Annotated in this window: 11 protein-coding genes; 7 read left to right on the forward strand and 4 right to left on the reverse strand. The window is 71.7% G+C overall.

From position 1 onward, the window contains the following. From FNH09_RS23000 to FNH09_RS23015, 4 genes are all read right to left on the reverse strand, one after another. A partial coding sequence (locus tag FNH09_RS23000) for an AAA family ATPase (protein WP_152891002.1) occupies window positions 1-1,099 on the reverse strand: 1,099 nt, incomplete at its 3' end. Continuing rightward, on the reverse strand, window positions 1,096-2,166 hold the full coding sequence (locus FNH09_RS23005; RefSeq protein ID WP_152891004.1) for a hypothetical protein: 1,071 nt from the start codon (window positions 2,164-2,166) through the stop codon (window positions 1,096-1,098). The genes FNH09_RS23005 and FNH09_RS23000, both read right to left, overlap by 4 nt. Before the next feature lie 257 nt (window positions 2,167-2,423). After that, window positions 2,424-3,638, reverse strand: coding sequence for a cation:proton antiporter (locus tag FNH09_RS23010; protein ID WP_152891006.1), 1,215 nt, complete (start codon window positions 3,636-3,638; stop codon window positions 2,424-2,426). Between the two features lie 353 nt (window positions 3,639-3,991). Continuing rightward, entirely contained in the window at window positions 3,992-4,807 is an 816-nt protein-coding gene (locus FNH09_RS23015) for a hypothetical protein (RefSeq protein WP_152891008.1), read from the reverse strand. A gap of 300 nt (window positions 4,808-5,107) precedes the next feature. On the opposite strand from FNH09_RS23015, the gene FNH09_RS23020 reads away from it, so the two are divergent. The 7 genes from FNH09_RS23020 (at window position 5,108) to FNH09_RS23050 (ending at window position 15,460) form a co-directional block, all read left to right on the forward strand. Further along, complete coding sequence (locus FNH09_RS23020) at window positions 5,108-5,815, forward strand: DNA polymerase beta superfamily protein (RefSeq protein WP_162468963.1); 708 nt, start codon at window positions 5,108-5,110, stop codon at window positions 5,813-5,815. A 436-nt stretch (window positions 5,816-6,251) separates the two neighbouring features. Continuing rightward, window positions 6,252-8,372, forward strand: coding sequence for an elongation factor G (gene fusA, locus FNH09_RS23025; RefSeq protein WP_162468964.1), 2,121 nt, complete (start codon window positions 6,252-6,254; stop codon window positions 8,370-8,372). A gap of 340 nt (window positions 8,373-8,712) precedes the next feature. Further along, window positions 8,713-10,029 carry an ABC transporter substrate-binding protein gene (locus FNH09_RS23030; protein WP_152891013.1) on the forward strand — a complete coding sequence of 439 codons (1,317 nt, stop codon included), beginning with the start codon at window positions 8,713-8,715 and terminating at the stop codon, window positions 10,027-10,029. A gap of 9 nt (window positions 10,030-10,038) precedes the next feature. Then, window positions 10,039-11,037, forward strand: coding sequence for a carbohydrate ABC transporter permease (locus FNH09_RS23035; protein WP_152891015.1), 999 nt, complete (start codon window positions 10,039-10,041; stop codon window positions 11,035-11,037). Between the two features lie 7 nt (window positions 11,038-11,044). Next, window positions 11,045-11,884 carry a carbohydrate ABC transporter permease gene (locus FNH09_RS23040; RefSeq protein WP_152891050.1) on the forward strand — a complete coding sequence of 280 codons (840 nt, stop codon included), beginning with the start codon at window positions 11,045-11,047 and terminating at the stop codon, window positions 11,882-11,884. Between the two features lie 107 nt (window positions 11,885-11,991). Further along, window positions 11,992-13,356 (forward strand): GH1 family beta-glucosidase, encoded by a 1,365-nt coding sequence (locus FNH09_RS23045; RefSeq protein ID WP_162468965.1) that lies wholly within the window; start codon window positions 11,992-11,994, stop codon window positions 13,354-13,356. Between the two features lie 247 nt (window positions 13,357-13,603). Continuing rightward, window positions 13,604-15,460 carry a discoidin domain-containing protein gene (locus FNH09_RS23050; protein WP_238426990.1) on the forward strand — a complete coding sequence of 619 codons (1,857 nt, stop codon included), beginning with the start codon at window positions 13,604-13,606 and terminating at the stop codon, window positions 15,458-15,460. Window positions 15,461-15,514 lie beyond the last annotated feature (54 nt).

Below are 15,514 nucleotides of genomic sequence, written 5' to 3' on the forward strand. Positions count from 1 at the left end.
GGGGCTGTCTGGGGACCGGGCGGCCGGCGGCGGCCGCCGGGTTGCGGGCCATGGCCGACACGTCGAGCACGGGGGTGCCGAGGTCCGCGGCCGCGACCCGGACCTCGCCGCCCGTGCGTCTGCGTTCCTCGGCGATGCTGAAGTAGGCCTTGCGCAACTGCCGTACGTCGGAGGTGAGCCATTCCCCGGAGTGGACCGGAGCGTCGGGATCGGGGTGCTCCCCGCGGGCGGCCTGACTGAACTTCACGGTGTCCTCCGAGGTGAGGCTGCCGAGTTTCAGATGGGTGAGCGCGCTGTTGGGCCAGATCTCGTCGACCACCTCGTGCGCCCGGTCGGGATCGTGGTGGCACACCTCGACGAACAGTACGATTCTGCTGCGCGCATGTTTCAGACAGGTCCTCAGGAAGTCCGTGCGCACGGAACCCATGTCGTCCCGCCAGTCCATGTGCGGCACCAGCACCAGCAGCAGCGCGTCCTGCTGCGCGAGCAGTCTGCTGAGCAGCCTGAACGCCTCGTGGACTTCCTCTTCGTCCCGCACCCGTTGCAGCGACTTCTCCGGGAACTGGTCGCCCAGCTCGTCGACGATCTTGTTGCGCAGGGCGGTGTTGATGTCCTGCGTCGACGCGAACTGTCCCCGCGCGTCCGTGCTGATGCCGTTCGCGCGATTGTCGTAGCCGCCGGTCATCGCCACGTAGGGCGTCGGCGGCTGGATGACTCCCGCTCGGCCGGCGCCCGCCCGGGGCTGCTGCCTGAAGTACTCGAGGTGCTGGCGGGCCAGGTGCACGCACCGGTGGATCAGGGTGGTCTTGCCCATGCCGACCGGTCCCGTGACCACGACCAGATGGCCCGTGTCCACCTTCGGCAGGATCATCTCCGGCAGCCTTCGCAGGCACTGCTCGAACTGTTTCACCTGGTCCAGCGCGTGATCGACGTCCACCCACTGACCGGCGTGGCTCTCCTCCGCCCACGGCACCAGCGGATGGTCGTCCAGCAGCGGGGGCGGCAGCCACGGCAGACTGTCCCTGCTGCCGGGCACGTAGACGCCGTACGGGTTGTCCTGGACGCCGTCATGGGCGTCGTTCTGCACCGGCCCGGTCATACGGCCGCTCCCGGCGCCGTACGACCGGCCCGCCACTCGACCACGGTGCGCAGGGCCCAGTGCGCGACGCCACGGTCGAGGTCCGACACCGTGCGCAGCACGAGATCCACGGCCTCCCCGGCCTCGCGCGCCTCACGGGCCCGGCCCTCCGAACCGAGCACCACGCCCTCGCGTGAGGCGGGCAGCGGTCCGGCCAGCGGCAGCCGCTCGACCGCCAGTGCGGCGGCCCGCCGCCGCGCCGCCGGACCCGGTATCCGGAACAGCGTCCCGGCCAGCGCCTCACGCGTCGACAGCACGACGGCGTGATCCGCCTCCGGGTCGCTCTCGTAGGCGGTCAGATATGTGCGCGCCGCCCCCCGGAACGCCGCCTCGTCGGTCCGCAACCGCTGCCTCGACAGACGCCGTTCGGACGAGACCCGCTCGGAGAACTGACCACCCAGGGTGAGCAGCGCACCCGCGGCCAGCGCGGGCAGCCCCTTCAGAAACGTCTCGAACCAGCCGTCCTCGGCACCGGATCCCTGCGCGGCCGGCCCGCCGGAGTCGGCCGCGGCAGCCATCAGCGCGGCACAGGCCCGCGTGAAGTCGTCCGTACGCCGACCGGCCCACTGCCGGAGCGTCATCCGCCCACCGGACCCCACGGCACCCGCCGACGCCGACGGCCCCACGGAGCCCGCGGCACCCGACGGGCCCACGGACCCCGCCGGTCGTACGGGTTGTACGGAGTCCTGTCCCGCCGTACTGCCCGGCACCAGCAGACCCAGCGCCACGGCGGCCGCGACGAGGTCGTCGCGATGCGCGTCCGCCAGGCAGTACACCAACTGCACGTCACGCTCGTCGGACGCCGACGGCGCGGCGGACGCCGGAGCGGCACCGGCCGCCAGCAGCAGCGCCGTACCGCAGACCGCCGCGCCGTGGACCGCCGCCGCGTAGGCCGTGAACCGGTGAGCTCCACGCGCAGGGGACCGCGGGCCGCGCGGCGGAGCGGTGGCCCGTTCCGTCGGCCGGACGCCGGGCGGACGGCCACCCCTCGGTGCCCCCCGTCGGCCGTGTCCCGTCCCCTGCCTCATACGCCTCTCCCCGTCCCGGTCGCTCCGTCGATCGGTAGCACCGGTGCTCCGTACGCCCTGCTGATCCAGCCGGTCCCGCCGGACCCGCCGAAGTCACTGTCTGTGCCGCTCCTGCCGCTCCTGCCGCCGCCTCCGTACGACTCCTCCCGTGCCACGGACGGCCCGCGCTGCCCGCCCGCGTCTCCTGCCCGTCGGTTCGTCCGCCGGCCCGATCGCCGGTCTGTGCGCCGCTCCGTCCGCCGGTTCGCCCGCCGCGGCTACGCCACCGACTTCCCGCCGACCGCCTCGGGGTGGTCGTGCACGGATTGACGCGGGTCGGCCGCCGGAAGTTCCTCGGCGGCGGCCGGCCGCCGTGCGCGGGCCGAACGGGCCAGCAGCGCCTGCGAGATGCCGTGCAGCACGTTCACCGTGACGACGGCGGGACCCACCGTGGCCGCCGTACCGGGGAAGTCACGCTCCAGGGTCAACGCGATCAGCACGGCCGTGATGCCGTTCTGCTGGCCGAGACCGAGCGCGATCCGGTCGCCGCGCTCCAGATCCCGTACGAACAGGGGCATCACCCCGAGTGCCACCACCGCCTGCGCCCCGAAGGCCGCCACGCCCAGGACGAACCCCGGCCACCACGCCACCCCGTGGGCCAGCAGCAGCCCGAGCGCCAGGAACGCGGCGAGGAACGCACCGCCCACCGCGCGCTCCAGCCCCTTTGTCAGGACGGTGGACCGGACCACCAGCCCCGCCAGTGCCACCGCGAGCATCAGTTGCTGCGCCGCCGCGAGCACCAGCATCGCCACCACGAGCAGGACCGTCGCGGCGGCCTCGGCCCGCCGCAGCGGCCCGGCACCGCGCACCACGGCCGTCACCCGGCGCCCGGCCCACCACAGCACCAACACCCCGGCCAGCAAAGCGGCGTTGAGACCGAGTCCGGCCAGATAGCCGCCCCCGCCGTCGCCCGACACCTCGGGCGCCCCCGGGTGCCCCGCGGCCGTGTACGCGTATCCCGCGAGGTAGAGCGTCAGCAGCACGGTCATCGGATCGTCGAACGACGCCCACGCCGTCAATAAGGACCGGGCCCGCTGCGACATCCGCCCGTCGCGGCCGAGCGCGGCGACGGACAGCGGATCGATCTGGGCCACCGCGATGCCGAGCACCAGCGCCTGGGGCCGATGGAAGACCAGCAGCATCGTCCCGGCGATCAGGGCCGCCTTCAGCAGCACCCCCACGGTCACGGCGGCCAGCACCCCGGTCAGGTCGGCCCGCAGCGCGTCGAGGTCGATCGCGTACGTGCTCCCGTACAGGCCGACGGCGAGCAACAGGCTCGCCCCGAAGAGGTATCCACCCGAGTCGACCAGGGCCGAGGCGTCCACCAGGAGCCCGATCACCACGCCCGCCACCAGCGTGCCCGCCGCGCCCAGCACGACGACGGGAACCGACTCCGGCCGCCGACGCCAACGGGCATGCCCCGATGCCGCCATGGCTCGTCCCCCCTCCGCTCCGCGCCCGCACGGTGTCGACGCGGCCGAGGACGCACCGCGCGCACGCCACCGTCGGCCGCCGCGCGAACCTCGTCGTGGGGCAGGTGAATGCTAGGGGGCCGAGATACCGCACGGAAGCACGACACCGGCCTCACGTACGGTAGTTGACATCCCCCCTGGCCCGCGTGGTCGCACGGGACGGCATCGGCGCCGCACCGCCTTGTATGCACGATGCCCTCCGCGGGGCATCACCGAACACGGAGCGGCGGTAAGCGAGCGTATCCGGTCGGATTGCGTGCGCCCGGGACGAGATCCCGGGCACTCCCCGGAGAACCCCCGGGGAGGGAGCGGTGTCACTCGATCTGGCTGGGCGCGGGCGCGGGAGTCTTTCCGGCCAGTACGTCCTTAAGATGCTGGGTGCCGAAGGTGATCGCGTTCGCGGTGCTGTCGTGACTGACGCCCTCCGTGCCGCCGTTGGTGACCGTGACCGCGTTGGGGCCCACCTGCGACGCGGCGACGTCCAGGGTGAGGGTGACTGGCTCGCCGTTCGAGGTTCCCTTCACCGACACCGTCAGGCCCTGCCGGGCGTCGCCCGCCTTCGGCAGGGTCGCTTCCACGACCTGTACGGTCCTGTCGCCGCCGGAGCCCTTCACGGTGAACTGGGCGCATTTGTCGGCCAGACCCGCCAGCCAGCTCAGCGACTTGTCGAGCTCGGCCTTGTCGTAGGCCGCGGTCTGCTGGAGCAGCCGGGAGTTGTTCTGGGTGAAGCCGACGACTGCCGAGGCCCCGGCCGGCTTGCCCAGGAGGTCATCGCGGTAGAGCCCGTCGATCAGGCGCTGACAGTCGGCGGCGGCCGACTTGTCGGTGACGAACTGGGAGGCGTCGACCGTGCCGGTCAACAGGGTGTCGTGCCAGGACTTGGGGTCCTGCGCCTGGGTCCAGGCGTCCTCCACATCGGCCGCGGTGATCAGCGCGGCCTCCGCCTGGGCCTGCGTGACGGCGGCGACCGTGGCCGACGGGCTGGGGGAGGCCTTCCCGGTCGCCGCGGGCGAGGTCGTGGCGCCCGAGCCCTCCGATTCACCGTCCGAGCAGGCGGCCGTGGTCAGCAGCGTGCCCACCGCCAGGGCCGAGGCGAGGACACGGGCGGGTCGGGACGGGCGAGGGGTCATCACGGATGCCTCCTGAGGGCGAGGACGTATCCCCGAGGTGCTGGGCTCCCTATCCCTCCCACGGCACCACCGGCTCCGGCCCCCGACCAGCGCACGGAGCCGAAAGGGTGAACGCGGACCGGTCCGCACCCCGCGTCGGAGGGCCGCCGGCCGGCCACGGAAAATACGAGGTGACAGCGGCCGTGGCCGGGCATCATGGCTGTCCCGCCGCCACCCCGTACCGGGGGGCGGCCAGAGGCCGGCGCCCATGGCCGCACGCACCGGCCCGCGCCGGTGAGACGACCACCATCGGGGGGCCCTGTGACCGTGACCAACATCCTGCTGTCCGGCGTCGTCGGCTCGACGGCGTACGGACTCGCCCGCCCGGGCTCCGACGTGGACCGGCTCGGCCTGTTCGCGGCGCCCACCGAGGACCTGCACGGCCTGCACGGACCGAAGGAGTCCCACGTCAGCACGGCACCGGACCGCACCCTGCACGAGGCCGCGAAGTGGTGCCGACTGGCCCTGGGCGGCAACCCGACGGTGATGGAACTCGTCTGGCTGCCGGACGAGTTGTACGAGGTCCGCACCCCGCTGGGCGACGAACTCATCAGCATCCGGATGTCGTTCCTGAGCGCACCGAGGATCCGCGCCGCCTATCTCGGTTACGCGACCCAGCAGTTCAGGAAACTCCAGAACCGCAGCGAAGGACCGCTCACCGCCGAGGTCCGCAGACGCACCGCCAAGCACGCCCGCCACCTCAAGCGGCTCTGCACACAGGGGTACGAGCTCTATGCGACGGGCCGGCTGACCATCGGGGTCGACGACCCGGAGGACTACCACCGCTTCGGCGAGCAGGTCGCGGCCGCCCCCGGGACCGCGCTGCCGCTGCTGCGCCGGTTCGAGGAGGCCTTCGAGGAGACACGCAGCGTACTGCCGGAACGGCCGGACGAGACGGTGGCCGACGCCTGGCTGCGGCGGGTGCGGGCGCAGTTCTGGGCGAACGCGCCCCAAGCGGCGACCTCCTGACGGCAGTCGGCAAGTCCCCCTGGCCGCACGGAAAATCGCGTGCCCCGACGCCGTGGCTCTCCCTACACTCACCACATCACGCGCCGACCGACGGTACGGCGGCGCGTCGTCGTGACGAGTGAGGGGAGCCCGGCCGTGCGTGTCCGCATCGCTGTCGTCGCTTCCCGTTCCCGGTACGAGGTGATCCTCGTGTCTCCGGCCGCCCGGTGCCCGCTGCGCGGCCGGCACCGGATGCCGTGACGATACGACGTCCTCACGAGTCCTGCCCGCCGGCCTGACCCGCGGTGCCCGCAGGCTTCGCCGAGCCTGCCGGTTCGCCGAGCCCGCAGGTTCTCCGAGCCACGGAGCCCGCCGGTCCGCCCGGCCGCAGGCACACCGACGTCCCGTCCGGCCATCGCGCCGCCCTGTTCACCGTCGCCCCGAAAGGCCATGGGCCGTGCGTACCCACCTCGACACTCACCTCACCGACCCGCTCGCCGTCGTCCGCAACCTGGGCATCCTCGCCCATGTGGACGCGGGCAAGACCACCCTCACCGAGCGGATGCTGTACGCGACCGGCAGCACCCACAAGCGCGGTGAGGTCCACGACGGCACGACCGTCACCGACTTCGACCCGCAGGAACGCGACCGGGGGATCACCATCTTCGCCGCGGCCGTCAGCTGCGCGTGGGACGGCCACCGGATCAACCTGATCGACACCCCCGGGCACGTCGACTTCGCCGACGAGGTGGAGCGCTCGCTGCGCGTCCTCGACGGCGCCGTCGCGGTGTTCGACGCCGTCGCGGGAGTGGAGCCGCAGAGCGAGTCCGTGTGGCGGCAGGCCGACCGGCACGCCGTACCGAGGATCGCGTTCGTCAACAAGCTGGACCGGGCGGGCGCCGACCTGGACACGGCCGTCGCCTCGATCCGGGCGCGACTGCACCCGGCCCCGCTGGTCGTGCAGCTGCCGATCGGTACGGAGGACGGCTTCACCGGCGTCGTGGACCTGCTGCGCATGCGGGCACTGGTCTGGGCCGACGGCGACGACGGGGCCCAGGAGGGGCCGGTGCCTGTGGACCTGCGCGAGGAGGCGGACCGACGGCGGCGGGCCCTGGAGGAAGCGGTGGCCGAACTGCACGCGGGCGCGCTGGACGAGTTCTGCGCACGGTCGGCGCTGTCGGCGGCGACGCTGGCCGCCGCGCTGCGCGACCTGACGCGCAGCGGCGACGGCGTGGTCGTGCTGTGCGGCTCTGCCTACCGCAACCGCGGCATCGAACCGCTGCTCGACGCCGTCGTGGCCTATCTGCCGTCGCCGCTGGACGTACCCGCCGTACGGGGGACGCACGACGGCGTGCCGCAGGAGCGGTCCGCCGACCCGGCGGCGCCGCTGGCGGCCCTGGTGTTCAAGGTGAACGCCACCCCGACGGGGCGGCTGACGTATCTGCGGGTGTACTCGGGAACGATCGGGAAGGGGGACGCGGTGATGGACGCGGGCGCGCGGCGCACCGAGCGCATCGGCCGCATCCTGCGGGTGCAGGCGGACCGCCGGACCCCGCTGGAGCGGGCGGTGGCCGGTGACATCGTCGCCGTGGTCGGCCTGAAGTCGGCCCGCGCCGGCTCGACGCTGTGCGCTCCCGAGGCACCTCTCGTGCTCGAACCGCCGGGAGTCGCCGAGCCGGTCGTCTCCGTGGCGGTCGAGGCCCGGAGGGGCACCGACACCGACCGGCTGGCCTCCGCGCTCGGCCGGCTGGCCGAGGAGGACCCGTCGCTGGTCGTCCGTACCGACCCGGAGACGGGGCAGACGGTGCTGTCCGGCATGGGCGAACTGCACCTGGAGGTGGCGGTGGAGACGCTCCGGCGTACCCACGGCCTCGACGTCGGCGTGGGCCGCCCGCGGGTGGCCCACCGCGAGACCGTCGTCCGCGGTGTCTGCGGGCTGGTCTTCCGCCATGTCAAACAGGACGGCGGCGCCGGGCAGTTCGCCCACGTGGTCCTCGACGTGGAACCGATGGGCCCGGTGGATCCCGACGGCTCCGCGCCTGTCGGAGGCGGAGGCGACGGAGGCGGGGGCTTCGAGTTCCGGTCCGCCGTGGTCGGCGGCTCGGTGCCGCGGGAGTACGTGCGCGCGGTCGAGGCCGGGTGCCGGGACGCCCTCGCCGACGGTCCGCTCGGCGGGCATCCGGTGACCGGACTGCGGGTGACGCTGACCGACGGGGCGACGCATGTGAAGGACTCCTCCGACACGGCGTTCCGCACCGCCGGCCGGCTCGCGCTCCGCGAGGCCCTGCGCGCCTGCGCGATGGTCCTGCTGGAGCCGGTGGCCGAGGTCACCGTCACCGTGCCCGAGGACACGGTCGGCTCCGTGCTCGGCGACCTCGCGGCACGCCGCGGCCGGGTCACGGGCTCGACCGTACGGGCCGGTTCGGCGGTCGTCGGCGCCACCGTGCCGCTGGCCGAACTGTTCGGCTACGCGACCCGGTTGCGCAGCCGGACCCAGGGACGCGGCACCTTCACGGCCCGGCCCACCGGGTACGCGCCGGTGCCCGCCTCGGATCCGGTGACCGGATCGACCCGGTAGCAGGCGGCCGGACCGATGCGGCGGGAGCCGTCGCAGGGACGGCGGTCCGGCCGCTGTCCGGGGTGCTCAGGGGCCCGTCGAAACACAACCGTTGCACAACACCCCCGAGACGGTTCCCGCGCAGGTCACAGGCTATGCGGCCGCTGTGCGCACCGGTCCGGCGCCATGGTTCCGGCCCGAGTCGCCGGGGGAGACCCTGCCGGATGTCTTGACGCGTTCTTCTTCCGAGGTTTAACTCACGTCGTAAATTAAGCCATGAGGGGCTTCGGGAGTCGAACGGGGTGTCACTTCCGCGGTCTGCCTCGGGGTTCACGACTCCAGGAAAGGGACACCAGGAGCCATGCGCAGCATCCGAGCCGCGGCCGTCGGCGCCGTCACCATGTCACTCGCTCTCGCCGCCACGGCCTGCGGAGGCGGATCGGCGGCCGGCGGGGGGTCGAACGACTCGCCGAAGACGCTCACCTACTGGGCCTCCAACCAGGGCGCCAGCATCGAGATCGACAAGAAGGTCCTCCAGCCCGAACTCGACAAGTTCGAGAAGCAGACCGGGGTCAAGGTCAAGCTGGAGGTGGTCCCCTGGTCCGACCTGCTGAACCGGATCCTGACCGCCACCACCTCCGGCCAGGGCCCCGACGTCCTCAACATAGGCAACACCTGGAGCGCCTCGCTCCAGGCCACCGGGGCGCTGCTGCCGTGGGACGCGAAGCAGTTCGACGCGATCGGCGGCAAGGACCGCTTCGTGGCCTCCGCCCTCGGCTCGACCGGCGCCGAGGGCAAGGACCCGGCCGCGGTGCCGCTGTACTCGATGGCGTACGCGCTCTACTACAACAAGAAGATGTTCGCCGACGCCGGCATCGCCAACCCGCCGGCCACCTGGGCCGAGCTGATCGCCGACGGCAAGAAGCTGTCCAAGGGCGGCAAGTGGGGCCTGGGCGCGGAGGGTTCGAACCCGTCCGAGAACATCCACCACGTCTTCGTCTTCGCCAAGCAGCACGGCGCCGACTTCTTCACCGCCGACGGCAAGCCCGACTTCACCAACGACGGCGTGGTCAGTGCGGTCCAGCAGTACGTCGGCCTGATGGCCTCCGACAAGATCATCGCGCCGGGCAACGCCGAGTACGCGCAGAACCAGTCCGTCAGCGACTTCGCCAAGGGCAAGAACGCGATGCTGCTGTGGCAGTCCGCGTCCGCCAACCTCAAGTCCCAGGGCATGAGCGAGGCCGACTACGGCATCGCCCCGGTGCCCGTGCAGTCCGGCACCCCCGGCACCGGCGCGAACGTCAACTCCATGGTCGCCGGCATCAACATGGCGGTCTTCAAGAACACCCACAACCTCGACGGCGCCACCGAGTTCGTGAAGTTCATGACGAGCGACGCCGAGCAGAAGATCCTCAACACCGCGTACAGCTCCATCCCGCCGGTCGCCGCCGCACAGGCGGACGCGGCCTTCAACACCCCCGCCAACGCCGTCCTGAAGGACACGCTCGCCAAGAGCGCCGCCGCGCTGCCGCAGGTCGCCGACGAGTCCCAGTTCGAGACGGCGGTCGGCACGGCCGTCAAGGAGCTGTTCGCGGACGCGGCCGCCGGACGCGCGGTCACCGCCGAGTCGGTGAAGGCGAAGCTCGAGAAGGCCCAGCAGCAGATGCCGACCAAGTAAGTGAGCACCATGACCACCACTGTCTCCACGGAGGCCGGGGGGCGGACGGTGCGCAAGGACGCCCCCGGTGCGGCGCGCGGCTCCCGCCGCCGCACCGGGCGGCTCCGCCGCGCCGGACTCCCTTACTTCCTGCTTCTGCCGGCGCTGATCCTCGAACTCCTGGTCCATCTGGTGCCGATGGTGATCGGCATCGTGATGAGCTTCAAGGAGCTCACCCAGTTCTTCATCCGGGACTGGAGCACCGCGCCGTGGTCCGGCCTGGACAACTACACGGTGTCGGTGGACTTCGACGCACCCGTCGGCGAGGCCCTGCTCCACTCCTTCCTGGTCACCGTCGCGTTCACGCTGCTGTCCGTCGGCCTGTGCTGGCTGATCGGCACGGCGGCGGCGATCTGCATGCAGGACACGTTCCGCGGCCGCGGCCTGCTGCGCGCCCTGTTCCTGGTGCCGTACGCCCTGCCGGTCTACGCGGCCGTCATCACCTGGGTGTTCATGTTCCAGCACGACAACGGCCTGGTGAACCACGTCCTGCACGACCAGCTGCACCTCACCGACAAGCCGTCCTTCTGGCTGATCGGCGACAACAGCTTCTACGCCCTGCTCACCGTGTCCGTGTGGAAGGGCTGGCCGTTCGCCTTCCTGATCGTGATGGCCGGCCTCCAGAACATCCCGCGGGAGCTGTACGAGGCGGCCGCCCTCGACGGCGCAGGCGTCTGGAAGCAGATCCGCCACATCACCCTGCCGTCGCTCAGCGCGGTCAACCAGGTGCTGGTCCTGGTGCTGTTCCTGTGGACCTTCAACGACTTCAACACGCCGTACGTCCTGTTCGGCAGGACCGCCCCCGAGGCCGCGGACCTCATCTCGGTGCACATCTACCAGGCCTCCTTCGTCACCTGGAACTTCGGCACCGGCTCGGCGATGTCGGTCCTGCTGCTGCTCTTCCTGCTCCTCGTCACCGGCGTGTACCTCGCCGTCACGTCCCGCGGACGGAGGACCTCCCGTGTCTGACTCGCCCATGGCGCAGCCGAGTTCGTTCGTATGGACCCGGCGGGTCTTCCTCACCCTGCTCACCGGGTTCGTGCTGCTGCCGGTCTACGTCATGATCTCCAGCTCGCTGAAGCCGCTCGCGGACGTCAGCGGCAAGTTCCGCTGGCTGCCGAGCGGTCTGACGATCCGCCCGTACATCGACATCTGGTCGACCGTCCCGCTCGCCAAGTACTTCGGCAACTCGCTGATCGTGGCGGGCGCCGCCACCGTCTGCTCGGTGGTGATCGCGGTCTTCTCCGCTTACGCCGTCAGCCGCTACGAGTTCCGCGGCAAGCGCGTGTTCACCGTGACTGTGCTGTCGACGCAGATGTTCCCCGGCATCCTCTTCCTCCTGCCGCTGTTCCTGCTCTACGTCAACATCGGCAACGCCACCGGCATCGCCCTGTTCGGCTCGCGCGGCGGTCTGATCCTCACGTACCTCACCTTCTCGCTCCCGTTCTCCATCTGGATGCTGATCGGGTACTTCGACTCGGTGCCGCGCGAACTCGACGAGGCGGCCCTGGTGGACGGCTGCGGCCCGCTCGGCGCCCTGTTCCGGGTCGTGGTCCCGGCCGCGATCCCGGGCATCGTCGCGGTGGCCGTCTACGCCTTCATGACCGCCTGGGGCGAGGTGCTGTTCGCGTCGGTGATGACCAACGACGCCACCCGCACCCTCGCGGTCGGACTCCAGGGCTACTCCACGCTCAACGACGTCTACTGGAACCAGATCATGGCCGCCTCGCTGGTCGTCAGCGTGCCCGTGGTCGCCGGATTCCTGCTGCTCCAGCGCTATCTCGTCGCCGGCCTCACCGCCGGAGCGGTCAAGTGACCGACGCCGCGAAGGCTGTCGGTCGTACGGCCACCGGTCGTACGACCGCCGGCCGCACGGCAGCCGGTGAAGCGACGACCAACCCCCCTATTCCTGAGAGGGCTTCAGTGTCCGAACGTATCGACCTCGCCGCACTCCCGCACGACTTCCTGTGGGGCACGGCCACATCGGCGTACCAGATCGAGGGAGCCGTGGCGGAGGACGGCCGTTCCCCGTCGATCTGGGACACCTTCTCGCACACCCCCGGCAAGATCGACAACGACGACCACGGCGACGTCGCCTGCGACCACTACCACCGCTGGCGCGAGGACATCGGTCTGATGCGCCGGCTCGGCACCAACGCCTACCGGCTGTCCGTCGCCTGGCCGCGCGTTGTGCCCGGCGGCGACGGCCCGGTGAACCCCAAGGGCCTGGCTTTCTACGACGAGTTGGTCGACGGGCTTCTGGAGGCGGGCATCACCCCCTCCGTCACCCTCTACCACTGGGACCTGCCGCAGGCGCTCCAGGACCGCGGCGGCTGGCCCGAGCGCGAGACTGCGGAGCACTTCGCCGCGTACGCCTCGGTCGTCGCCGAACGCCTCGGTGACCGGGTCACCCACTGGACCACCCTCAACGAGCCCCTCTGCTCGGCCTGGATCGGCCACCTTGAGGGCAAGATGGCCCCCGGCCTCACCGACCTGACGGCCGCCGTCCGCGCCTCCTACCACCTCCTCCTCGGCCACGGCCTCGCCGCCCAGGCGATCCGCGCCGCCGCCCCGGACGCCGAGGTCGGCATCGTCAACAACCTCTCCACCGTCCACGCGGCGAGCGACCGCCCCGAGGACCTCGCCGCTGCCCGCCGCATGGACGGCCACACCAACCGCTGGTGGCTGGACCCGGTGCACGGCCGCGGCTTCCCGGCCGACATGCGCGAGGTCTACGGCGTCGAACTCCCCGAGAAGCCGGGCGACATGGAGACGATCGCGGCCCCGCTCGACTGGCTCGGCCTGAACTACTACTTCCCGGCCACCGTCGCCGACGACCCCGAGGGGCCGGCCCCGCGGGCCCTCGCCGTCCGCAAGCCCGACGTCCCGCGCACCGGCATGGACTGGGAGATCGACGCGAGCGGCATCGAGACGCTGCTGCTGCGCCTCACCCACGAGTACGCCCCGCGCAAGCTGTACGTCACCGAGAACGGCTCGTCCTTCCCCGACGTCGTACGCCCCGACGGCACCGTCGACGACCCGGAGCGCCAGGACTACCTGATCCGGCACCTCGCCGCCTGTGCGTCCGCCGCCCGCAAGGGCGCCCCGCTGGCCGGCTACTTCGCCTGGTCGCTGCTGGACAACTTCGAGTGGGCGTACGGCTACGACAAGCGCTTCGGCCTCGTCCACGTCGACTACCGCACCCAGGTGCGCACCATCAAGGGCACCGGCCACCGCTACGCGGACATCGTCCGCACGCACCGCGGCCGGTCGAGCCGGGCCGCCTGAGGCCCCCCGAAAGCCCCTGCGGTGGGCGTGGGCGCGGGAGTCCGCGCCCACCGCGGGATCCAGGTAAGACCCGCGGGAACACCCCGCGACGAACCACACGCGTCGAACCGCACGCGATGAACCAGCCACAGAAATGTCAGGTGCATGTCATAAAGACACCGCTGAGGAGAGCCGCATGCCATCCAGCACCCCCCGCACGACTCGCACCCTCCGCACCCTCCGTACGACCCGCACCCCGCGCACCCTCATGACGGCCCTGGCGGCGCTGGCGCTGCTGTCCGCGGGCCCGGCTCTCGTCACCCCGGCCGCCGCGCAACCGGCCGCCGCCGCGGCGTACGCCTGGGACACCGACCGCGCCGCCGCGGCCTACGCCCTGAACCCGGCCGCCGTCACCGCCTCCGGCAGTGAGAACGGCGGCACCACCCCCGGCCTCGCCTTCGACGGCAACGGCGCCACCCGCTGGTCCAGCAACTTCGCCGACGACGCCTGGATCCGCCTCGACCTGGGCACCACGATCCGGATCGACCGGGTCACCCTCGACTGGGAGGCCGCCTACGGAAAGCGCTATGTGCTGGAGGTGTCGAAGAACGGCACCGACTGGACCCCCTTCTACACCGAGACCGCAGGCACCGGCGGCTCGCTCACCGCGCACACCTACCCCCAGGAGGCGACCGGCCGCTACGTCCGCCTGCGCGGCCTGGAACGCGCCACGCCGTACGGCTACTCCCTCTACTCCTTCAAGGTGTACGGCGGCGAACCCGCCCCCGCGTCGACGGCCCGCGCCAACCTGGCCCTGAACCACCCGGCCTACTCGAACCTCTACCAACACGCCGGGAACTCACCGGCGTTCGTCACGGACGGCGGCTGGCCCGCCGACCTGAAGGGCGACGCGACCCGCTGGTCGAGCGACTGGAACGCCGACCGCTGGGTCTCGGTCGACCTCGGCGCCACCTCGACGATCTCCTCCGTGGACCTGTACTGGGAGGCGGCCTACGCCGTCGACTACCGACTCCAGGTCTCCGACGACAACCGCACCTGGCGCACGGTCTACCAGCCGTCCGCCGCCGACGTCGCCGCCCGCCGCGCGAACGTCAAGTCGCCGTCCGAGGCGGCGGGTCTGCACGACACCGTGACCCTGCCGTCCCCGGCCACCGGCCGCTACGTCCGCATGCTCGGCACCGAACGCCGCTCCTTCTACAACCCGGCCCCCTACACCGCCCAGTTCGGCTACTCCCTCTACGAGTTCCAGGTCTGGGGCACCGGCGGCAGCGCCGCCGCGGCCTACCCGGCCCTCCCCGCCGACCAGTCGGGCACCTACCGCACCACCTTCTTCGACGACTTCACCGGCGCGGCCCTCGACCGCTCCAAGTGGCGGGTCGTACGCACCGGGACGGAGATGGGACCGGTCAACGGCGAGTCACAGGCGTACGTCGACTCCACCGACAACATCCGCACCGAGAACGGCAGCCTGATCCTCAGGTCCAAGTACTGCAAGGGCTGCACCCAAGCGGGCGGCGGCACCTACGACTTCACCTCCGGCCGCGTCGACACCAACACCAGGTTCGACTTCACCTACGGCCGGGTCAGCGCCCGGATGAAACTCCCGGTCGGCGACGGCTTCTGGCCCGCCTTCTGGCTGCTCGGCAGCAACGTCGACGACCCGTCCGTCTCCTGGCCCGCCTCCGGCGAGACCGACATCATGGAGAACATCGGCTACGCGGACTGGACGAGCTCCGCCCTGCACGGCCCCGGCTACTCGGCCGACGGCAACATCGGCGCCCGCCAGACCTACCCGAACGGCGGCCGCGCCGACCAGTGGCACACGTACGCCGTCGAATGGACCCCGACGGCGATGCGCTTCTACGTCGACGACCGCCTGGTCCAGGAGACCACCCGCAACAAGGTCGAGTCGACCCGCGGTCAATGGGTGTACGACCACAACCAGTACGTCATCCTCAACCTCGCCCTGGGCGGCGCCTACCCGGCCGGCTGGAACCAGGTCACCACCCCCTACTGGGGCCTGCCCCAGTCCAGCGTGGACCGCATCGCGGCCGGGGGAGTACAGGCGGAGGTGGACTGGGTGCGGGTGGAACAGAAGGGGTAGTGAGCCCGGGCCGGGTGGGGCGGAAGCGGAAGGCCCCTCCCGGCCCGCTCGACC

Source organism: Streptomyces adustus, assembly GCF_009377175.1.
Taxonomy (GTDB): domain Bacteria; phylum Actinomycetota; class Actinomycetes; order Streptomycetales; family Streptomycetaceae; genus Streptomyces; species Streptomyces adustus.